Source organism: Micromonospora sp. NBC_01796, assembly GCF_035917455.1.
GTDB lineage: Bacteria > Actinomycetota > Actinomycetes > Mycobacteriales > Micromonosporaceae > Micromonospora_G.
Window position 1 is genome coordinate 7,830,983 of record NZ_CP109078.1, and the last position, 21,261, is coordinate 7,852,243.

The following is a 21,261-nucleotide window of genomic DNA, read 5'->3' on the forward strand; positions in this document are numbered from 1 at the left end:
TCAGGACAGGGGTCATCGGGCACCGGCTACGTTCACCGGCAGACGACCCCCACGCATCCGTTCAGGTCGCCGGTGGAGACGTTGCCGCCGCCGTCGCGCACGCTGCCGACCGGCAGCGCCTCGATGCCGTGGTCGGCATTGCTCTGGGTACGGTTCCCGGTGACCACGATGTCGCTGCCGACCGGGACGTTCGTGTGCAGCCCGTCGTCGTTGGGGCGGCCGGCGGCGTCGTTCTCACCGGAGGCGTAGCCGTTGGCCGTGAACCGGTTCCCGGTGACGCTGATCCGGGCCGGCGACCCTCCGATCGCGGGGGCCTCGAAGAACAGCCCGTTGCCCCCGTTGTCGGTGAAGGTGTTCCGGGCGACGGCCAGTCCGTCGATGACCGCGAGGAGGCCCACCCGCACGTACATTCCGTAGAAGTGGTTGGTGAACTCGTTCTCGATCACCCGCGTGTTGCGCGCGGGCCCATCGATCACCAGCCCGAACTCGGATGCCCGCAGGCGGTTGCGCTGGACGGTGACGTCTTCGACGGCGATGCCGAGCTGGATGGTGCCGCCGGTGAGGTCGTTGCCGGTGATGGTCACCGCATTGGACTCGGAGACCCGAATCCCGCTCTGGGTGAGGTGGTTGTCGCGCACCACCGTACGGTTCGCCTCCGATGCGGTGACGCGGCCGCCCCGGAAGATGTTGTCGGCGATCAGTGATCCGTGGGTGTTGATGCTCAGGTCGATCCCGCCGTGCACCCTGACACCGCGAATGGCGATCCCGGTGGAGTTCGTCGCCACCACTGCCGGCGTACCGCTCGCAACCGCTTCTATGGCACCGTCGTCGATCCGCAGACCGGAGACGGACTCGGCCTGCACACCGCCGTCGTCCCCCGGTGAGTCGGAACCGTTGCGGAGCAGGCGTACGTTCTCGATGACCGTGTTACGGGTGGAGTCGAGGGTGACCCCCCACGCGAAGTCGATGATCGCGCCGTTGCGGATGCGAAGTCCACTTCGCTGGGTCGCGGTGATACCGACACCGCTGGTACGCGGGCCGCTGATGACATGCTGGTTGAGGTCCACGGTGACGCCGTTCGCGCCGATCACCAGGGCGTCGCCGGTGCAGCGCAGATCGGCCCGCAGGGTCACGTCCCTGGTGATGGTGTCACCGCAGCGTACGGGCGGGGCCGCCACGGCCGACGCAGGCGTGGCCGACACCGTCAGACCTGCGGCGAGGAACAGGATCGTTCCGGTATGGAGCAGCTTTCGAACACTGAACATCTCTCTCACCTGCGCAAACTCGGAGGGGCCAGAAGAGAGAGATTAGTTACGCTCAGTGATCGAGTGGTGACTCAGTCGTCTAGCCGACCGCAACGGGCCGGACCACATCTTCACAGCGCCCGCACCCGACCTGCACCATCGACCGATCGGGCCTCCATACGATCTGATCATGCCGTTGACGCTGCCCACCCATCCCGTCGTCGTTGTCCTTCTGAAACGGTGGCGACCTCGCTGGTTCGACGGGGTGGCTCTGACAACCGGTGCGATCGCCCCCGATGTCGCCTTCGCCGCCGACGGTTACGGTCTGACGATCCACAGCCACGCGTGGCACGCCCCGCTGTGGTGGGCGCTGCCGCTGGCCCTGGTCGCCACCCGGCTGATCCGCTGGGCGGCGCCGACCGTCGCCGCACACCTGCCGGCGGGCGACCTGCTGGCGCTGCGCGACTACGGCGTACTCGGCCTGGTGCGTCATCGGTGGTGGGTCAGCGCGACCTCGGCGCTCGTCGGGGCGGCCAGCCACATCGGGTGGGACGCGTTCACCCATCCGAGCGTCGACCGGGGTCGCGTCGCCTTCCCGGTCCTCCACACCCAGGTATGGTCGGGCGTCCCCTGGTGGGAGTTCCTGTCCACCGCCTCCGACGTCTTCGGATTCATCGTGGGCGTGGCACTGCTCATCCACATCGGCCGGTCACGTCTACTGCGACGTTGGCACGGGTCGCCGCCGTCGATCGCGCCACGGCCCGTTCCGTTCTGGTCCGTCGTGGCCCTGGTGTTCATCCTCGGCCTGGCCCTACTGCCGATGCAGCCGGTCCGGTTGTTCCACGACCAGGCCGTACGGGTGATGCTGATCGCCGTGATCGCACTGCTGGCGGGTGCCGGGGCGACACAGGTCCGTACGGCCGAACGGGGTACGGCGACCGGGTGACCCGGTCGCCGTACCCGATGGTCACTTGCCAGCGTTGCGAATACGGCGGATCGTGTCGCGGTACCAGAGGGCGCTGGCCTTGGGCGTACGGACCTGGGTGTCGTAGTCGACCCGGATGATCCCGAACCGCTTGTCGTAACCGTAGGCCCACTCGAAGTTGTCCATCAGGGACCAGGCGAAGTAGCCGCGGATGTCGGCACCCTGCTGGCGGGCGAGGGCGACCGCGCCGAGGTGCGACACGAAGTAGCCGATCCGGTCGTCGTCCTGGACGAATCCCTTCTCGTCCGGCTCGTCGTCGAAGGCGGAACCGTTTTCGGTGATCACCATCGGCAGGTCGGGGTAGTCGCGGCTGAGGCGTACCAGCAGCTCGGTGAAGCCCTCGGGGACGATCTCCCAGTCCATCGCGGTCCTGGGCCGACCGAACGGCACCTCGCGGCTCACCGGCAGTCCGTCGGCGTCCTCGGTGCGTCCCTGCTCGTCCACCCCCGAGTGCTGGGTGCTGAAGTAGTAGTTGACGCCGAGCACGTCGATCGGGGCCGAGATGATCTCCAGGTCACCGTCCTGGACCGGCAGCTCGATCCCGCGCGCGGCGAGGTCGGCGACGATGTCCTGCGGGTAGCGGCCGTGCCGCAGCGGGTCGAGGTAGATCCGGACGCCGAGCCCGTCCGCCCGGCGGGCGGCGTTCACGTCCGGCTCGCTCTCGGTCGCCGCGACCGAGGTGCTCATGTTCAGCGTGATGCCGAGGTCGATCGGGCCGGGCGCCGCCGCCCGCATCCGCTGGGTGGCCAGCCCGTGTCCGAGCAGAAGATGGTGTACGGCGTGCATCCCGGCCTCGAAGTCCCGCTTGCCCGGGGCGTGCCGCCCGTACGCGTAACCGAGCATCGCCGAGCACCACGGCTCGTTCAGCGTGGTCCACGTCCGTACCCGATCCTTGAGCTGGTCGAAGACGAGCATCGAGTAGTCGGCGAACCGGTAGGCGGTGTCCCGCGCCGGCCAGCCGCCCGCGTCCTCCAGCTCCTGCGGGAGGTCCCAGTGGTAGAGGGTGACCCACGGGTCGATCCCCTGGGCCAGCAACTCGTCCACCAGCCGGTCGTAGAACGCCAACCCGGCCGGGTTGGCCGGCCCACGGCCACCCGGCTGCACCCGTGGCCAGGCCACGGAGAACCGGTAGGTGTCCACCTCCAGGTCGCGCATCAACCCCACGTCGGAGGGCATCCGGTGGTAGTGGTCGCAGGCGATGTCGCCGTGCTCGCCCTTGTGGACGGCGCCGGGGACCCGGCAGAACGTGTCCCAGATCGAGGGGGTACGCCCGTCCTCGGCGACGGCACCCTCGATCTGGTACGACGAGGTCGCCACGCCCCAACGGAAGCTGGCGGGCAGGCTGTCGATCGGGTCGGGTTGACCGCTGGCGACGCGGGCAGGATCGAGTGTCGAGGCGGTCGTGTCCATGGCTCTCCTGATCGGGTGTGAGTACTGGTGTCGGGCTGGTGGGTGCGCGGCAACCGGTGACGGTGGGCCGCGCGCGGCGCGACGGGGAACAGTCGGCACCGCCCGGTCACCCCCGGCGGACCACGACGGATTCACGGGTGGGATGCAGCCAGCAGGCCACGTTCCGGTCGGCGGCCGTACCCTCCTTCGGCACCCCCAGCACCGGGATCTCGGTGGCGCACGGGTCGAACGCCTTCGGGCAGCGCGGGTGGAACGAGCAACCGGTCGGCATGCCGCGCAGGTCCGGCGGCGAACCGGGGATGCCGCTCAGTTCACGGCGCGGTCCGCGCAGCGCCGGGAAGGAGTTCAACAAACCCTCGCTGTACGGGTGCAGCGAGTCGCGGTAGAGCGCCGCCGCGGGCGCCTCCTCGACGATCCGTCCCCCGTACATGATCGCGATCCGGTCGGAGAACTCGACCAGCAGGGACAGGTCGTGGGTGATGAACAGCACCGAGAACCCGAGCCGTTCGCGCAGCTCGACGAGCTGCCCCAGGATCTGCCGCTGCATCACCACGTCGAGGGCGGTGGTCGGCTCGTCCATGATGACGATCTGCGGCTCCAGCGCGAGCGCCATCCCGATCATGACCCGCTGGCGCATGCCGCCGGAGAGCTGGTGCGGGTAGCTGTCCAGCCGGTCGGCCGCGATCCCGACGAGTTTGAGCAGTTCGCGGGCGCGGGCCAGCCGCGCGGCGGGACTCGTCGTCGGCTCGTGCGCCTTGATCACGTCCATGAGCTGGGTGGAGACCTTGTGCACCGGGTTGAGCGAGTTCATCGCCCCCTGGAACACGATCGAGGTCTCCGCCCAGCGGAACCTGCGCAGTTGCGCCGGGCTGAGGGTCATGATGTCGATCGGTTCGCCGCTCGGCGGATGGTAGAGGACCGAGCCGCCGCTGATCACACCGGGCGGGGGCAGCAGCCGGGTCACCCCGTACGCCAGGGTGGACTTCCCGCTGCCGCTCTCGCCGGCCAGTCCCAGCACCTCGCCCCGGTGCAGGGTGAGGTTGACGTCCCGGACCGCGCGTACGGCCTGGTCGCCGAGACCGTAGTCGACGTTCAGGTTCTTGATCTCCAGCACGGGTCGGCTCATCGCCCGGCCGCCTTTCCCTCGGCGTTGCTCAGCACGGCGGCACCCCGGGGCGCCGGTGGCGGACTCGGCGGTGCGGCGAGTACCGGGGTGAACCCGACCCGCATCCGGACGACTCGACCGTCGGCCGTACGCACCTTCGCCTTGCCGCTGCTGCGCAGCCGGGGACTGACGAACTCGTCGATGCCGAAGTTGACCAGCGACAGCGCGGTGCCGAGGATCGCGATCGCCAACCCGGCGGGTACGAACCACCACCAGGCGCCCTGGGCCAGGGCCTGCTGGCTCTGCGCCCAGAACAGGATGGTGCCCCAGTTCCACTCGGAGATGGTCGAGATCCCGATGAAGGCCAGGGTGATCTCGGACATGACGGCGAAGATGACCGTGCCGACGAAGTTGGAGGCGATGATCGCGGTCAGGTTCGGCAGGATCTCGAACCCGACGATCCGCCAGGTGCTCTCCCCGCTGGCGCGGGCCGCCTCCACGTAGTCGCGTCTGCGCAACGAGAGCGTCTGGGCGCGCAGCACCCTGGCTCCCCAGGCCCACGAGGTCAACCCGATGACCAGGGCGACAACCAGGTCACCGGCGGAGGAGATGGTCGAGGCGACGATGATGACCAGCGGCAGCGCCGGGATCACCAGGAACACGTTCGACAGGGCGGACAGGCTCTCGTCCGCGGCCCCGCCGAGATATCCGGCGGTGACCCCGATGACCACCGAGAGCACGGTGGCGACCACTCCGGCCAGGAAGCCCACGAAGATGACCCCGCGGGTCCCGACCAGCACCTGGCTGAAGATGTCCTGGCCGAGGTGGGTGGTGCCGAACCAGTGCGCCCCGGACGGCGGCGCGACCAGGTCGGGTCCGCGCCCGGACGGGTCGTACGGTGCGATCCACGGGCCGATCACCGCGATCAGCAGGAAGATGCCCAGGATGACCAGCCCGGTCGCGGCCTTGGGATTGGCCACGAACCGGAACTTGCGGCGACGGGCGGCGGGCGGCGGCGTGGCGTCGGTCACCGCGCCGGTGGGGATGACGGCGTCGATGCTGCTGGTGGGGATGGCCATCGCTCAGCCCTCCTTGCGGGTTCGGGGGTCCAGGGCCAGGTACGCCAGGTCCGCCAGCAGGTTCGCCAGCAGCACGGAGAGCGTGATGATCAGGAAGACGCCCTGCATCAGCGGGTAGTCCTTGGCGCCGACCGCCTGGAAGAGCTGGAAACCGAGGCCGGGGTAGGAGAAGACGATCTCGACCAACAGGGTCCCGCCGACGATGAAACCCAGTGACAGCGCGAAGCCGGAGACGTTCGGCAGCAGCGCGTTGCGGGCGGCGTAGCTGACCGCGACCCGGCGCTCCGACAGGCCCTTGGCGTGCGCCACGGTGATGTAGTCCTCGGCGGCGACGGTGACCATCATGTTGCGCATGCTCAGGATCCACCCGGAGACCGACGAGATCAGGATGGTGAACGCGGGCAGCAGGCTGTGCTGGATCGCGCTGCCGATGAAGTACTGGTCGAACGCCGGCACCAGGCCGGGTTCGTAACCACCGGAGGACGGGAAGAAGCTGCCCGGTCCGGCGAGCAGGGCGATCGAGATGAGCCCGAGCCAGAAGTACGGCACCGACGACAGGAACGTGGTCGCGGGCAGCAGGCCGTCGATCCACGAGCCGCGCCGCCAGCCGGCCACCACACCGAGCATGGTGCCGGTGAGGAAACTGATCACGGTGGTGATGCCGACCAGGGCCAGGGTCCAGGGCAGGCTGTCCGAGAGCACCTGGGAGACCGGCGCCGGGAAGAACGTGAACGACAGCCCCAGGTCACCGCGGAAGAGCTGGCCCCAGTACTCGACGTACTCCTGCCACATGCTCTTGTCCTTGTCCAGACCGAACAGGACGTAGAGCGACTGCATCGCCTGGGTGCTGATCTGACCCTGGTAGCGGGAGATCAGCGACTGGACCGGGTCACCGGGGATCATCCGGGGGATGAAGAAGTTGATGGTGATCGCGGCCCACGCGGTGAACAGGTAGAACGCGATCCGTTGCAGCAGGAATTTCACGAGACCACCGTCCGTACCTCGCGCGCGGCCGAACCGGGCGTCTCGGTGTTCTCCGGGTCGTAGAGCCAGCAGGAGGCCCAGTGGCCCGGCTCGCCCTGCACGGCCAACCGGGGCGGCAGCGTGGTGGAGCACCGGGGCATGGCGCTGGGGCAGCGGGGATGGAAACGGCAGCCGGGCGGCGGGTCGATCAGGCTGGGCGGCTCCCCACCGCCACGGTCCTCCGGGGTGGCGGCGGCGGCCTCCGTGGGCGAGCCCTGGATCCGGTCCGGGTCCGGCGCCGAGGCGATCAACAACCGGGTGTACGGGTGTGCCGGCCGCTGCGTCACCGTTTCGCTGTCGCCGCCCTCCACCATCCGGCCGGCGTACATGACCAGGGTGTCGTCGGCGAAGTAGCGGGCGGAGGCGATGTCGTGGGTGATGTAGAGGATGGCCAGGTTCAGCCGTTCCTTCAGATCGCGCAGCAGGTTCAGCACACCCAGCCGGATAGACACGTCGAGCATCGAGACCGGTTCGTCGGCGAGCAGCACCTCGGGGTCGGCGCCGAGGGCGCGGGCGATCGCCACCCGCTGGCGCTGGCCGCCGGAGAGTTCGTGCGGGAACTTGTCGATGTAGCGCTCGGGCGGGGTGAGGGCCACCCGGCCGAGCAGCTCGTGCAGCGCCTGTTCCAACTCGGCCCGGGTGTTGCCGCCGTGGCCGTGGATGCGCAGCGAACGGGTGAGGTGGTAACGGACGGTGTGTACGGGGTTCAGCGAGGCGAACGGGTCCTGGAAGGTGAGCTGCACCCGTCGGGCGTACGCCCGGAACCGCCGGCCGCCGTGCACGGTGGTCGACTCGCCGTGCAGCCGGATGTCGCCGGAGGTGCGGCGGTAGAGCTGGGCGAGCAGTCGGGCCACGGTGGACTTGCCGGATCCGGACTCGCCGACGAGCGCGGTGACCCGGCTCCGGCGAAGCACCAGGTGCACGTCGTCGACCGCGTGCACCACCCGCCGCTCGCGGGAGAGGAGGTCCCGGACCCGCCGTCGGACCGGGAAATGTTTGGTCAGGCTTTCCGCCTCCAACACCACCTCGGTCAGGGCAGGGGTGGAGGTCTCGCTCGTGGTCATGCCGGAGCTCCTGTCGAAGAGAGCTGATCCCCGCGCGGTACTGCTCCCCCGCGCGGCTGCGCCGCCTCCCGGGTGCCCTGTACGGCACACCCGGGAGGCAGCGCGGACGGATCAGGAGTTGGGCTTGAGGTGCAGGACGACGTCGACCGCGTTCGGTTGCGTCGGCTGCGCCGGCGCGTACGGGTTCTGGTCGTCCGGCCAGCCCACCCAGTTCTTCGTGACGTAGGCGCCACCGGCGTTGTCCGCGCCGACCGGGATCATCGGCATCTGCTCGACGAAGATCTTCTGGAGCGTGTTCATCGCGGTGGTACGGGCGGCGTCGTCGGGGGCGCTGGCGTAGTCCTCCAGTGCCTTGGTCGCCTCGGGGCTGTTGAACCGACCGAAGTTGCCCTGCGGCGACGCGGTGCCGATCGGCTTGAGCAGCCGACCATCCATGATCGTCTGGTAGATGTCGTACGGGGTGGCGCCACCGTTGGTCCAGCGGAAGCTGGCCTCGAAGTTGCCCTCCTCGACCGAGGTGAACCAGGCGTCCTGGTTGGCCTTCTCCACCGTCGCGGCGATGCCGATCTGGGAGAGGTTGTCCTTCACGATCTCCAGGCTGGTGATGTAGTCGGACCAGCCGGCGGGGTCGCTCAGCTTCAGGGTGACCGGCTTGCCGGTCGGGTCCTTCAGGACGTTGCCCTCGAGCTTGAAGCCGGCACCGGTGAGCAGCGTCTTGGCACCCTCGACGTCGACCTTGTGGGTCTGGCCCTTGTACTCCGGGGCGATGAACGACTCGCCGGCCGGCAGCGGGATGCCGGTCACCGAGGTCACCTCGGGGTGGAAGTACGCCGCCTCGGCCTGGACGAAGATGTCGTTGCGGTTGATCACCATGTTCATCGCCCGGCGCAGGACCGGGTTGTCGAACGGCTTGCGGGTGACGTTGATGTAGAGACCGTGGATGCCCAGTACGGACGCCGGCCACACCTTGTTGAACTCGGGGTTCTTGTCCACGTAGACGGTCTTGTAGTTCGGGATGAAGACGAAGCTCCACTCCGACTCGCCGTTGGCCAGTGCGGTGGTCTGCGCGTTGTTGTCGTTGTACGACGTGTAGCGCAGCTCCTTGACCTTGGGCAGCTCCTGCCAGTAGTTGTCCCGCACCGTCAGCGTGGTGGTCTGCGGCGTGAACGACTTCAGCGTGTACGGGCCGGTACCGACCGGGTTCTTGTTGATGTCGGTGGCCGGGTCGGCGATGGTCGACCAGATGTGCTTGGGCACCATCGGGATGGTGGTGAGGATCTTGTGCTGGTTGACGAACTGCGGCGCGCCGAAGTTCACCGTGACCGTGTTACCGCTGGTCGTGATGTCCTGAAGCGGCAGGGCGTTGATGTTCAGCGCCTCGGTCTTCTTGATCAGCTCCCAGGTGAACGCGACGTCCTCGGCGCTGAACGGCTTGCCGTCGGACCACTTGACGCCGTCGCGGATGGTGAGCGCGAGGGTCTTGTAACCGTTGGTCCACTCCGCCTTGGTGGCCAGCCACGGCTTGCCCGCGTCGGACGGGCGGATCAGGTTATCCATGATCAGCGGCTCGTAGATCATCCAGCGGTAGCCGAGGGACGCGGCGGACGCGGAGGTCAGGAACGGGTTGTGGTTCTCGGTCTGCGGACCGTTGGGCATGCCGATATTCAGTACGGACGGGGCGTTGTTCCCGTCCCGGTTCGCGTTCGGGCTGTCGCCGCAGGCGGCGAGCACACCGACCGCCATCACGCTGGCGAGGGCGACCGCGAGAGTGCGCCTGACGTGCATGTATTCCTCCCTGTGTCGTGGTGGTGAGGGTGGTCATGGGATGAGCGGGAAAGGCGTTCTGACAGGTGCCGGCCGATCGGTAGAGCGCTCTCACGATCGGGTAGGCGGGTCCGGAGGATCTTGGTTGCGGTGGGGGGTGAGGTGGGGTGGAGCCGGTGGGGTGGTCCGGTGGAGCCGGGCGGACCGGTCGGGGGTGGGAACCGGTCGGGGTCGGGTGGGGTCAGGCGGGAACCATGGTGGAGGCTCGGACGATCAACGTGGTGGGTAGCACGTGCGGGGCGTCGGGCAGCGGGGTGCCGTCGAAGTACGCGAGCAGCATCCGCGCCGCCGCCTCGCCCATCTGACGCATCGGCTGGTGCACCGTGGTCAGCGGCGGATCGGTGTGCGAGGCGTACGGGATGTCGTCGAAGCCGACCAGTGCGACGTCCTCCGGCACCCGACGGCCCGCCTCCCGGATGGCCAGCAGGGCACCGGCCGCCGACAGGTCGTTGTGGGCGAACACGGCGTCGAACTCGACCCCGTCGGCCAACATCTGCTTGACCACCGCCCGACCCCGGTCGAAGGTGAAGTCACCCTCCACCACGAGCCTCGGGTCCAACGGCAGGCCCGCCTCGGCGTAGACGTCACCGAACCCGGCCATCCGCTCCTGGGTGCAGCCGAACGGTTCGATGCCGGTGATGACCAGCGGCCGGCGTCGGCCGAGTTCCAGCAGGTGGCGGGCTGCGGCGGCGCCTCCGCTGCGGTTGGTGGTGGCCACCGAGGGGAAGAGCGGCTGGTGGCCACGGTCGTCGATGAGCACCACCGGCAGGCCGCGGGCGTGCAGGTCGGTGATGTAGTCGAGGGTGCCCTCGGGCTCGATCACCAGCAGGCCGTCGAACGACTTCGCGGAGACCTGCGAGGCGAACTGCCGCATCGACTCCTCACCCCGGTTGCAGGTGAACAGCAGCAACCCGTAGCCCTCGGTCTCCACCACGTCCACCGCGCCCTGCAGCACCTCGCCCATCCAGGGCCAGGTCAGTGACGGGACCAGCATGCCGACCACCCGGGTACGACCCCGGGCCAACCCGACCGCCCGCGCGCTCGGTACGTAGCCCAGTTCCTCGATCACCCGGCGCACCCGCGCCGCCGTCTGCACGTCGAGTTCACCCTTGCCGTTGAGCACCCGGGAGACCGTGGTCTTGCTGACCCCGGCTCGGGCCGCGACGTCGGCGATGGTGATCGGCACTGGGTGCCCCTTCGTGTCGGGACGGTTAACGGCTGGTTCGGAACCGGTTGCGGAAGCGGTTCCGGGCCGAGTCAACCGGAGTGACGAGGGCCACGTCAATCACGGTCGCGTAACAAAACTGATTTCTAAACAAACCTTGCAGTTAGCTGGACGGGCGTGTTACCTCTTCATCACCGTCGATGCGCGCAGCCGCATCACGGGCTCCATCCCGACGACCACGGGCATCGCACCCCGGCCGACCAGCGCTTGCGTCCCCACCGGCCGTGGCCCGTCCTCGTCGGCCGGGCGGTGACCGCCCGCGTCGAACGGGCGCGGTGCGCCCCACCGTCCGCCGAGAAAACTCCTCGCGGAAGGGGAAATTCTGTGCCATCGACAGCGACTCCACCGCTCGTCGCACCCACCCGCCCCACCGGACCGACCCGCCGACGCGCGATCCAGGCCACCCTGCTGGCCTGTTGCCTGGTCGCCACCGGGCTGGCCGTGCTCCGGGCACCCGCGGCCTTCGCCGCCGGCGAGCAGGTCAACATCTGGCTGACCACGACCTCGGACGCCCGTGGTCGTACGGTCACCCGTGGCCTGCAACCGCAGACCCCGATCGCCTTCGCCGCCAGCAGCGGCACCGGCAACCAGACCCTCACCGTCAACGAGAACACCACGTACCAGCAGTTCGAGGGGGCGGGGGCCTCGTTCACCGACACCGCCGCCTGGCTCATCAACGGCAGCGGGGCACTCAGCCAGAGCACCCGGGACACCGTGATGCGCCAACTCTTCGACCCGGTGAACGGAATCGGCCTCAGCTTCACCCGCAATCCGATGGGCGCGTCCGACCTGGCCCGGTTCAGCTACTCGTACGACGACACGTGTTGCGATCTCAACGACTTCTCGCTCAGCCGGGACAGCGACGTGATGGCGTTGACCAAGCAGGCCAAGAGTCTCAACCCGGCACTGAAGGTGATGGCGTCTCCCTGGAGCGCGCCGGGTTGGATGAAGGACAACAACAGCATGACCCAGGGGTGGCTGCAGTGGCAGCACTACCCGACCTACGCCCAGTACTTCGCCCGGTACGTGCAGGGCTACGCCGCCCAGGGCGTGAAAATCGACTACGTGACCGCGCAGAACGAACCGACCTGCTGCGCGGGTTACCCCTCGATGCAGTGGAACGCCGCCGGGTTGCAGGAGTTCACCAAGAACCACCTCTACCCGGCGTTCCGCAACGCCGGGATCAACACCAAGGTGCTGGTGCACGACTGGAACTGGGACGGTTACCAGGAATGGGCCGCCCCACTGGTCAACGACCCGGCGATCCGCAACGACCCGCTCTTCGGCGGAATCGCCTGGCACGGGTACGGCGGGAACGTCAGCACCCAGACCACGGTGCACAACCAGTTCCCGAACGTGAACGCGTACATGACCGAGCACTCGGGCGGCGACTGGATCGCCAACCAACAGACCGAGGACATGCTGAACCTGGTCGACTACACCCGCAACTGGGACCGTAGCTGGATCAAATGGAGTCTGGCGCTGGACCAGAACCAGGGTCCGCACAACGGCGGTTGCGGTACCTGTACCGGCCTGGTAACCGTGCACAACGGGGACAGCCGGCACGGCCAGGTCGACTACACGATCGAGTACTACACGATGGGGCACCTGACCAAGTTCGTGAAGCCGGGCGCCTACCGGATCGACTCCACCGGCAACGCTTCGGTGCTGAACGTGGCCTGGAAGAACCCGGACGGTTCGAAGGCGCTGATCGCGTACAACAACACCGGCAGCACCCAGAACGTCAAGGTGAACTGGGGAAACCAGTCCTTCACCTACCCCCTGCCGACGAAGACCTCGGCCACCTTCACCTGGGGCGGGACGCCCGGCACCGGGCCGACCACTCCCCCGCCCTCGGGCCCGACCGGACAGATCACCGGGCTCGCCGGAAAATGCGTCGACATCGCCGGCGCCAGCTCCGCCGACGGCACGGCGGTGCAGTTGTACGGATGCAACGCAACGACCGCCCAGCGGTGGACCCGAGCCGCCGACGGAACCCTGCGCGCACTCGGGAAATGCCTCGACATCAGCGCCGGGTCGACGGCCAACGGTGCCCGCGTGCAGCTCTACACGTGTAACGGCTCCGGTGCCCAGCAGTGGACCTGGACCGCCGGGCGGGACCTGGTCAATCCGCAGGCGAACAAGTGCCTGGACGTGACGGGTAACACCAGCGCCGACGGCACGCCGCTGCAGATCTGGAGCTGCACGGGCGCCGGAAACCAGAAATGGACCCTCCCGGCTTAGTAAGCGCGGAGCACTTCGTACCGTACCGGCAGCCGCCGGCGCCCACCGAACCGGGAGGGCGTCGGCGGCTTCGCTTATGCCGGTCGGAGGAGTTTCCGGGCCGCTCCGGACGCCCGCGCCACTCGGGCAATGGGGGGAACGTTGCGAAATCAGTGATTGATGAGTCAAACTCATCACCTGGAACCCCATTGTTCACGTGGAGTGATCAACCATGGCTAAAAAGGTAATCACCGTCCTGACCGACGACCTCGATGGCGGCGAGGCCGACCGCACCGTCGAGTTCGGGCTCGACGGCGTCAGCTACACCATTGATCTGTCCGAAGAGAACGCGGGCAAGCTCCGCAAGGTGCTCGACCCGTACATCGCGGCAGGAACCCGCGTCGGTCGCGGCGGCGTGGAAAGCCGTCGGCCGGCTCGGCGCAGCGGCAACGCGGCACCGACCCGCAGCGACCGCGACCAGAACAAGGCGATCCGCGAATGGGCGTCGAAGAACGGCTACGACGTTTCCGAGCGCGGCCGGATTCCGGCTTCCGTGGTCGAGGCCTACAACAACCACTGAGCGGGCGGCTCAGGAGGTACGGATAACACGGGAGATGCCCGGCGGGGCATCCCCCGATATCGACCGCCTCCGGAGTCGGGCCCGGCCTACCCATCGTCGGTGAGCCGGGCTCGCAAGCCCATGCGCTGGAAATTGCACCACACCAAAGATCCCCGACGACGGTTCCGTACGCACTGCGACTCCACCCGTCGTCACCGCAACCGGGCATACGCGGCGTAACGAACCGAGACTGAAACCCGACGGTCGCATGCCGGGTACGCATCCCGCGACGGTTACCCGGCGGCAGATCACGGGCACGTTGACCAGGCATTCCTGCCGTTCTGAGGCAGCGCCATTCGGCCCGTTTGCAGTAGAACGACATCCCGGTGACCGGGCACACAATGTCACCTTGCCGACCCGGTATTCGCTATCCCGGCAACGGAAGCGGCTCCTGACTCGAGTGCACACCACTCATTGAAGGGAGTCGACCTTGTCTGCCAAGGAACCGACCGGGGAAGCATCTTGCTCGGCGCAAGCCGCCGAGGGAGCTGCGCTATCCGGAGGTGGTCGGTCCGCCGCTTGACCCGCGACCGTGGTCCCGACCAGCATGGACGGATGCGCGCGGTCGTCTTCGACTTCTTCGGCACCCTGACCGATCCGGCGGCCGAGTCCGAGCGCCGGGCGGCCTTCGGCGACACGGCGGCGGCGCTCGGCGTACCGGCCGAGGTGTTCTGGGCCCGGATGGGCAGCACGTTCACCGCACGCGCCACCGGCCGCTACGGGGGCACCGCCGCGACGCTGCGCGCGATCGCCCGCGAGTGCGGAGCCGACCCCGACGACAACCAACTGGACCTGGCCGTACGCGTACAGCACGACGGTGCGGGGCGGGTCCGGCGTCCCCGTACCGGTGTTCTCGACCTCCTCGGCGAACTGCGCATCCGAGGTTTCCGGCTCGCCCTGCTCAGCGACTGCGCCAGTGAACTGTGCGAACGGTGGGACGACACCCCGTACGCGCCGTATCTCGACGCCACCGTCTTCTCCTGGCAGGAGGGCTGCCGCAAGCCGGATCCACGGCTGTACGCCACCGCCGCCGCCCGGTTGGGCGTACCGGCGGACGGGTGCTGGTTCGTCGGGGACGGTGGCAGCCGGGAGCATTCGGGCGCCCTCGCCGCCGGTATGCGGCCGGTGCTGGTGACCAATGCGCTGGTGCCTTCCTCGGCCGGTCACCGCGACGACCCCGATCCGGTCCGGCCGGAGCATGTCGTCGACGATCCGGCCGAACTGCCCGCGCTGCTCGGGTGGCCGACGTCCGGGGTCCACGCCGGCCGGCAGCCGGACCCGGTGGGCTGAGCCAGCCCGCCACCGGCGCCCGACGGTGTTACGTCAGCGGGTCGGCAACGAGATCACGGCGAGGAGCAGTCCGTGGTCGACCAGCCAACGCCCGCTGAACCCGGTGAGCGGCACACCGTCGACCAGCGGACCGGGCACCAGCAGTACGGCGGTGAAGGTGCCGGCCGGGTCGACCTCGATCTCGGCCTCGTGGAAGTCCAGCCACCGCCGGGCGAGCGGGAACCAGGCCTTGTAGACCGCCTCCTTGGCACAGAAGAGCAACCGGTCCCAGCAGATCGACGGATAGGCCCCGGCGAGTTGTGCCAGCCGGGCGACCTCGGCCGGCAGCGCGACCGCGGCGAGCACCCCGGACGGCAGCGGCTGGTGGGGTTCGGCGTCGATGCCGATCGTCACCAGGTCGGTGGTCCGGGCCACGGCCGCGGCCCGGTAGCCGTCGCAGTGGGTGATGCTGCCCACCACACCGGCGGGCCAGCGCGGTTCGCGTTGCGGGCCGGGCAGCAGTGGCGCCGGTGGAAAGCCCAGTTCGGCGAGGGCCTGGCGGGCGCAGCGGCGGGCAGTGACGAACTCGTTGCGTCGCTTGTCGACGGCGTTGGCCAGCAGTGCCTCCTCCTCGGGAAAGAGGAGTCCGGGCAGGCTGTCGTCGAAGGCCTCCACGGCGACCACCGGCGCGGAGAGCAGTCGTTCGATCACCGGGGCGACTGCCCGTCGCCGAGCAGCCGGACCGGTATCCGCGGCGGCTGCTCGCGGCGCTGCCATTCGCGCGGATAGCCGAGCGAGACCTCCTCGAACCGGACCCCGTCGTGCCAGGTGGTACGCGGAATGTGCAGGTGGCCGTAGACCGCCACCGCGGCCCGGAAGCGCAGGTGCCAGTCGGCGGTCCGGTCGGTCCCGCACCACTGCGCGAACTCGGGGTACCGCAGCACGTCGGTCGGCTCGCGGACCAGCGGATAGTGGTTGACCAGGACGGTCGGGATGTTCGGGTCGCAGGCGGCGAGCCGGCGTTCGGTCTGCTCGACCCGCGCCCAGCACCACTGTTCCCGGCTCGGGTACGGGTCGGGGTGCAGCACGAACTCGTCGGTGCAGACCACACCCACCTCGTACGCCCGCGCCAGCGACGCCTCCTTGGTGTGCAGGCCCGGCATCCGGAACGAGTAGTCGTAGAGCAGGAACAGTGGCGCCACGGTGACCGGACCGCCGGTGCCGCGCCAGACCGGGTACTCGTCCTCGGGGGTGACCACGCCGATCGACCGGCACATCCGTACCAGATGCTGGTAGCGCGCCTCGCCGCGAAGCTGGACCGGATCCTCGGCCGGTGTCCACAGTTCGTGGTTGCCGGGCGCCCAGATCACCTTGGCGAACCGCCCGGCCAGCCCGGTCAGGACCGACTCGATGTCGGCGGCCATCTCCCCCACGTCGCCGGCCACGATCAGCCAGTCGTCGTCGGACTCCGGCCGCAGCTCGTCGGAAATCCGGCGATTTTCCTTGTAGGCGACATGAAGGTCACTCACCGCGAAAAGGTGACCGGTCACCGGCATGCTCCACTCTTCACCGCACCAGCCTCGCATCCCGGCGGCACGAACGCGATATTGACGCGAGTCAGGTCACGCGGGCGCGGCTCGGGGGTGCCCGGACGCCCCGCCGGCCGGATGTCACGATGGATGGGTGCGTCAGCTGCCCGCCGGGTCCCGGCAACCGCGAACGCTCCGACCGGAGCCGCAGCGCCCCGCCACCCCCGGCCCGAACCGGTGGGCGGGCCGTCATGCCTGAGCGGACGGGCGGGCGCCGTTGGTCGACGCCGAGCGGCTGCGCGTTGACCGTCTGTCGCGGCTGCTGTTGCGGCTCCGCGCGCAAGCATCCGGACGTCGACCACGCCCGCCAGGTCGTCCGGCTCCGGGCCGAGGTCGGTGCCGAGCATCGGGTACGCGTCACCGACGACTGCCTCGACGCGTGCGAGCGGTCGAACGTGGTGGTCGTACATCCGTCACCGGCGGGGCGGGCGGCCGGTGCCCGTCCGGTCTGGTTCGGCTTCGTGCTCGACGACACGGCGGTGGACGACATCGCCGCCTGGGTACGCGCCGGTGGCCCCGGCGTCGCCCCGCTCCCCGCCGTCCTGGAGCTGTACGCGGTCGCGCCTCCCGGTCCCGCCGCCCGGCGCTGACCCGGGCGCACGGAACTAGCGGTCGGACTCCCGGCCGGCCGGGTGGATGCCTGCCGCCGCCAGCAGGGCCGAGGCGGTGAGCAGGCTCAGTCCGTCCAGCCCGGTCGCCCGTACGACGCTGCGGGCTGCCGCCCCGTCGTAGACGATGGTCAACTGCTTGGCCAGCGTCTCCGGGTCGGTGGCGCCCGCGACCCGCGCGTGCGCCTCGAAGTAGTCGGTCATCATCTGCTTGAAGCGGCCGGCGACCAGGCTCGCCGGGTGGATCGGGTCCCGCAGTTCGGCGGCGGCGCTGACGAACGGGCAGCCGAAGAAGTCCGGTTCCGCCGCCAGTTTCTCGAGGTGCTCGAAGACGTGCAGGATCCGCTCGCGCGGGGTGAGGTCGGCGGCGGGGTCGGCGAAGTAGCCCGCGACGCTGGCCGGTCCGCAGGCGGTCAGGCTCTCCGTCAGCAGCTCGTCCTTGGTGGCGAAGAACTGGTACATCGACTTCTTCGAGATCCCGGCGGCCTGGCAGAGCTTGTCCACCCCGGTCGCCGTGATGCCTTCGCGGTAGAACAGGTCGGCTGCGGCCCGGAGCAGCCGTTCACGCGGGGCGAGCTTGGCGGTCGAGGTCATATCCGCAGCCTACCCGCCATCTCGGCAACTGCAAACCGATCGGTTTGCAACTGGAAACAGATCGGTTTATAGTCGGGAAACAGATCGGTTTCCTCGCCTCAGGGAGTACCACCATGAAGATCCAGGACTCAGTAGTCTTCGTCACCGGCGGCAACCGTGGCCTCGGCAGGTCACTCGTCGAACAGGCCCTCGCCCGCGGCGCGAGCAAGGTCTACGCCGCCGCCCGCGACCCGAAGACGATCACCAACCCGGACGTCGTCCCGGTGGCCCTCGACATCACCGACCCCGAATCGGTCACCGCCGCCGCCCGCCTGGCCGGTGACGTCACCATCCTGGTGAACAACGCTGCCATCGCGATCAGCGCCGGGTTCCTCGACTCCAGCGTCGACGAGGTCCGCCGCGAGTTCGAGACGAACTTCTACGGCCCGCTCCATGTCACCCGCGCCTTCGCCCCGCTGCTCGTCCGCAACGGAGGCCACCTGCTCAACATCCACTCCGCGCTCTCCTGGCTCGCGATCAGCGGCTCGTACAGCGCCTCCAAGGCGGCCCTCTGGTCGATGACCAACTCCCTGCGGCTGGAACTGCAACCGCAGGGCGTCGGCGTCACCGGCCTGCACGTCGCGTACGTCGACACGGAGATGGCCGCCCACATCACCGGTCCGAAGACCTCCCCGGCCGAGGTGGCCCGGCAGGCGTACGACGGGATCGAGGCCGGGGCCGCCGAGATCCTCGCCGACGACGTGACCCGCAGCGTCAAGGCCGGCCTCGCCGCCGACCTGACCGCGCTCTACCCGCAGCTCGCCGGCGCCTGACCTGGTGGCCCCGCCGGGTCAGTAGTTCTCCACCGCGTTGACCCTGCCGGGCCAGTACCGCTGACCCGGGGCCGCCCGGTAGTGCTCCCACCGGGGCGAGTCGCCCTGCGGGTGGTCACCGAGAATGGTGACCCGCTGGCCGCGCCGTGGCTCGGTGTAGTCGTTCACCGCGTAGTGCATGGTGACCCGGTTGTCCCACACCGCGACGTCACCGGCCCGCCAGCGGTAGCGGCAGGTGAACTGCGGTCCCTCGGAGAACTCGAACAGGTACTGCAGCAGCGCGTCACTCTCGTTGCGGCTGAGCTGCGGGATGTGCGAGGTGAAGAGGCGGTTGACGTACAGCGACCGGCGGCCGGTTTCCGGGTGTACGCGTACGACCGGGTGTTCGGCCCGGCTGGTGAACTCGTTCCCGATCCTGATCACGTGGATCGCGGTCAGCCCGTCGAGCAGTTGCCGGATCGGCGCGGAGAGCTGCTCGTAGGCGAGGTACTGGTTGGTCCACATCGTGTCGCCGCCGGCACCCGGAGACTTCACCAGGTGCAGGATCGAGGCCAGCGGCGGGCTCTGGTGGAAGGTCATGTCGGTGTGCCAGACGTCGACCTTGCCGCCGTTCTCGGAATCGATCACGACGATCTCGGGCTGGCCGTCGAGCCGGGGCAGGTACGGGTGCAGCTCCACCTCACCGAACCGGCGACCGAAGGCGACGTGCGCCTGCGGCGTCAGCCCAGTCTGGCCGACGACGAAGATGACCAGGTGTTCCAGCAGGAGCCGGTGCAACTCCGCGAAGAGTTCGTCGGTCAGGTTCGTCAGGTCGATGCCGTGGATCTCCGCGCCCAGCGCGCCCGCGATCGGCCTGACGTCGAGCGTGGTCCCGGCTGAAACCGACATGTCCGCCTCCGGCCTCGAAGAACGTCCCCCGTTCGATCGACGAATCATTCCACGGCATCGGGCCACCCGCCAGAGGATCGTGATCCAGATTGGACGGTCCAGGTAGCGGGGTCGGGGACCTTGACGGCGGTCCGGGTCCGGTGCAGCATCGGATCTCCGCGCCGGGGACGTACCAGCGGAACGAGGACGGGGAAGCCGTGCGCATCCTGCTGACCAGCCAGCCGATCTACTCGCACCTGGTACCCGCACTCGTACCGCTGGCCCGCACGGCACAGGCACTGGGGCACTGCGTCGCGGTGGCCACCGCCGGTTCGATGGCGGACGAACTCGCCCGGCACGGCGTACCGCACCTGCCGCTGCCCAATGTGGCCGGCCAGGATCGGCTGCGCAACGATCCCCGCCTGGCCGAGGAGTTCGGCCTGCCGCAGCGCCTGCTGACCGAACGGCGGACCGTCGATCCGGTGGCGGCGGAGCAGATCGCGCGGGCGTACGCCGGGCCGATCGCGCTGCGTTTCGCCCATGACCTGTTGGACGTGGCCCGGTCCTGGAAGCCGGACGTGATCGTGCACGAGCCCGCCGAGTACGGCGGATACCTGGTCGCCGAACTGCTCGGCATCCCGCACGTGACGCTCGACATCTCGCCGTACGCGATGCGCGAGCTGCCCCTGGTGAGCGCGACTCTCGACGCGCAGCGCGAGGCGCTCGGGCTGGCCCCGACCGGCGACCCGCTGCACCCGCACCGGTACCTGCGCGCCGGCCTGGTGCCCGAGGGTTGGTACCCGGACGAGCTGCGGCTGCCCACGGCCCGCCACTACCGGGCCCCGGCGGGCGAGGACGCACCGCTCGATCCGGTCATCGCCGCGCTGCCGGCGGACCGGCCGGTGATCCTGGCCAGCCTCGGTTCACTGGTGCTGACCCTGCCCGGCATGGCGGAACTGCTGCCGCCGCTGGTGGCGGCCCTCGGCTCGCTGCCCTGTCACACGGTGCTGACCCTCGGCGGCCGACCCGAACTCGCCGACCTGGTCGGCACGCCACCGGACAACGTCCACCTGACGCCGTTCGTGGCGCAGCGGACGCTGCTGCCGGCGGTGGACCTGTTCCTGACCCACGCCGGTTTCAACGCCGTCCACGAGGCGGTGGGCGCCGGGGTGCCGATGGTGGCGTTGCCGGTCTTCGCCGACCAGCCGGCCAACGCGGACCGGATCGCCGAACTCGGCCTGGGCGAGCGGCTCGACGTGGCCGAACTGGCGGTGTCCGATCTGGTCGAGACCTGCACCAGGGTGCTCGACGACCCCGGCTACCGGTGGCGGGCCCGGGCGATGCAGCGGCGCCACCTCGGCAGCCCCGGCTTCGACCAACTGGTCGCGGACCTCACGGAGCTGGTCGGTCGGTAACGCCCGGTGCCCGCCGGCGACCCGTCGGCGGGCGGGCCCGGTGCGTACCCGAAATCGGCCGTCACCAGGTCGGGCAGCGACCGCCGGTGCGCCCCGGTGTGCAGTTCCGGATGACCCGGGTACGCCTGCGACAGGGCCCGATCATAACGCTCCGGATAGGGGACGACGCTTTCCGGACGCCGGATTCGACATTGGCTCGGACGCCGATCCGTTGACCTATCAGGGCTCCGAACTGGGATGTTCCGATTCGATCAGAGAGTGTGGATCTTGCCTGATTTGGACAGAGAGGAGCCATTAACCAAGGTC

Annotated in this window: 19 protein-coding genes; 7 read left to right on the forward strand and 12 right to left on the reverse strand. The window is 69.2% G+C overall.

Annotated features, from left to right (window positions below; translation table 11 throughout):
• Positions 1-32 precede the first annotated feature (32 nt).
• Entirely contained in the window at positions 33-1,265 is a 1,233-nt protein-coding gene (locus tag OIE47_RS34795) for a right-handed parallel beta-helix repeat-containing protein (RefSeq protein ID WP_326558789.1), read from the reverse strand.
• Between the two features lie 169 nt (positions 1,266-1,434).
• On the opposite strand from OIE47_RS34795, the gene OIE47_RS34800 reads away from it, so the two are divergent.
• On the forward strand, positions 1,435-2,190 hold the full coding sequence (locus tag OIE47_RS34800) for a DUF4184 family protein (RefSeq protein WP_326558790.1): 756 nt from the start codon (positions 1,435-1,437) through the stop codon (positions 2,188-2,190).
• Between the two features lie 21 nt (positions 2,191-2,211).
• Here the strand turns inward: OIE47_RS34800 and OIE47_RS34805 are convergent, their stop codons facing one another.
• From OIE47_RS34805 to OIE47_RS34840, 7 genes are all read right to left on the reverse strand, one after another.
• Positions 2,212-3,639, reverse strand: coding sequence for a GH1 family beta-glucosidase (locus OIE47_RS34805; protein ID WP_326558791.1), 1,428 nt, complete (start codon positions 3,637-3,639; stop codon positions 2,212-2,214).
• 106 nt (positions 3,640-3,745) lie between these two features.
• Positions 3,746-4,765 carry an ABC transporter ATP-binding protein gene (locus OIE47_RS34810; RefSeq protein WP_326558792.1) on the reverse strand — a complete coding sequence of 340 codons (1,020 nt, stop codon included), beginning with the start codon at positions 4,763-4,765 and terminating at the stop codon, positions 3,746-3,748.
• Entirely contained in the window at positions 4,762-5,823 is a 1,062-nt protein-coding gene (locus OIE47_RS34815; RefSeq protein WP_326558793.1) for an ABC transporter permease, read from the reverse strand. The genes OIE47_RS34810 and OIE47_RS34815 overlap by 4 nt, the downstream gene beginning before the upstream one ends.
• A gap of 3 nt (positions 5,824-5,826) precedes the next feature.
• Entirely contained in the window at positions 5,827-6,807 is a 981-nt protein-coding gene (locus tag OIE47_RS34820; protein ID WP_326558794.1) for an ABC transporter permease, read from the reverse strand.
• A complete protein-coding gene (locus OIE47_RS38100; RefSeq protein WP_442792024.1) occupies positions 6,804-7,910 on the reverse strand; it encodes an ABC transporter ATP-binding protein in 1,107 nt (368 codons plus the stop codon). Before OIE47_RS38100 ends, OIE47_RS34820 begins: the two co-directional genes overlap by 4 nt.
• Positions 7,911-8,021: 111 nt before the next feature.
• Positions 8,022-9,695 (reverse strand): ABC transporter substrate-binding protein, encoded by a 1,674-nt coding sequence (locus OIE47_RS34835; protein WP_326558795.1) that lies wholly within the window; start codon positions 9,693-9,695, stop codon positions 8,022-8,024.
• A gap of 220 nt (positions 9,696-9,915) precedes the next feature.
• Entirely contained in the window at positions 9,916-10,920 is a 1,005-nt protein-coding gene (locus OIE47_RS34840) for a LacI family DNA-binding transcriptional regulator (protein ID WP_326558796.1), read from the reverse strand.
• 363 nt (positions 10,921-11,283) lie between these two features.
• Between OIE47_RS34840 and OIE47_RS34845 the strand changes: the two genes are divergently transcribed.
• The 3 genes from OIE47_RS34845 (at position 11,284) to OIE47_RS34855 (ending at position 15,091) form a co-directional block, all read left to right on the forward strand.
• Positions 11,284-13,203 carry a ricin-type beta-trefoil lectin domain protein gene (locus OIE47_RS34845; RefSeq protein ID WP_326558797.1) on the forward strand — a complete coding sequence of 640 codons (1,920 nt, stop codon included), beginning with the start codon at positions 11,284-11,286 and terminating at the stop codon, positions 13,201-13,203.
• 211 nt (positions 13,204-13,414) lie between these two features.
• Positions 13,415-13,762, forward strand: coding sequence for a histone-like nucleoid-structuring protein Lsr2 (locus OIE47_RS34850; RefSeq protein ID WP_326558798.1), 348 nt, complete (start codon positions 13,415-13,417; stop codon positions 13,760-13,762).
• A 594-nt stretch (positions 13,763-14,356) separates the two neighbouring features.
• Positions 14,357-15,091, forward strand: a complete 735-nt coding sequence (locus OIE47_RS34855) for an HAD family hydrolase (RefSeq protein ID WP_326558799.1) — start codon at positions 14,357-14,359, stop codon at positions 15,089-15,091.
• A gap of 33 nt (positions 15,092-15,124) precedes the next feature.
• Here the strand turns inward: OIE47_RS34855 and OIE47_RS34860 are convergent, their stop codons facing one another.
• Both OIE47_RS34860 and OIE47_RS34865 read right to left on the reverse strand, forming a co-directional pair.
• Positions 15,125-15,781, reverse strand: coding sequence for a 4'-phosphopantetheinyl transferase family protein (locus OIE47_RS34860; RefSeq protein WP_326558800.1), 657 nt, complete (start codon positions 15,779-15,781; stop codon positions 15,125-15,127).
• The gene (locus OIE47_RS34865) at positions 15,778-16,626 is read right to left on the reverse strand and encodes a metallophosphoesterase family protein (protein ID WP_326558801.1); all 849 of its coding nucleotides are present in this window, start codon (positions 16,624-16,626) and stop codon (positions 15,778-15,780) included. Before OIE47_RS34865 ends, OIE47_RS34860 begins: the two co-directional genes overlap by 4 nt.
• Positions 16,627-16,901: 275 nt before the next feature.
• On the opposite strand from OIE47_RS34865, the gene OIE47_RS34870 reads away from it, so the two are divergent.
• Positions 16,902-17,249, forward strand: a complete 348-nt coding sequence (locus OIE47_RS34870) for a hypothetical protein (protein ID WP_326563324.1) — start codon at positions 16,902-16,904, stop codon at positions 17,247-17,249.
• 15 nt (positions 17,250-17,264) lie between these two features.
• Here the strand turns inward: OIE47_RS34870 and OIE47_RS34875 are convergent, their stop codons facing one another.
• Positions 17,265-17,861 carry a TetR/AcrR family transcriptional regulator gene (locus OIE47_RS34875; protein ID WP_326558802.1) on the reverse strand — a complete coding sequence of 199 codons (597 nt, stop codon included), beginning with the start codon at positions 17,859-17,861 and terminating at the stop codon, positions 17,265-17,267.
• Between the two features lie 113 nt (positions 17,862-17,974).
• Here OIE47_RS34875 and OIE47_RS34880 point away from each other — a divergent pair, with 113 nt between their 5' ends.
• The gene (locus OIE47_RS34880; protein ID WP_326558803.1) at positions 17,975-18,673 is read left to right on the forward strand and encodes an SDR family oxidoreductase; all 699 of its coding nucleotides are present in this window, start codon (positions 17,975-17,977) and stop codon (positions 18,671-18,673) included.
• Between the two features lie 18 nt (positions 18,674-18,691).
• Here the strand turns inward: OIE47_RS34880 and OIE47_RS34885 are convergent, their stop codons facing one another.
• Positions 18,692-19,561 carry a TauD/TfdA dioxygenase family protein gene (locus OIE47_RS34885; RefSeq protein ID WP_326558804.1) on the reverse strand — a complete coding sequence of 290 codons (870 nt, stop codon included), beginning with the start codon at positions 19,559-19,561 and terminating at the stop codon, positions 18,692-18,694.
• Positions 19,562-19,758: 197 nt separating this feature from the next.
• On the opposite strand from OIE47_RS34885, the gene OIE47_RS34890 reads away from it, so the two are divergent.
• Positions 19,759-20,955, forward strand: coding sequence for a glycosyltransferase (locus OIE47_RS34890; protein WP_326558805.1), 1,197 nt, complete (start codon positions 19,759-19,761; stop codon positions 20,953-20,955).
• Positions 20,956-21,261 lie beyond the last annotated feature (306 nt).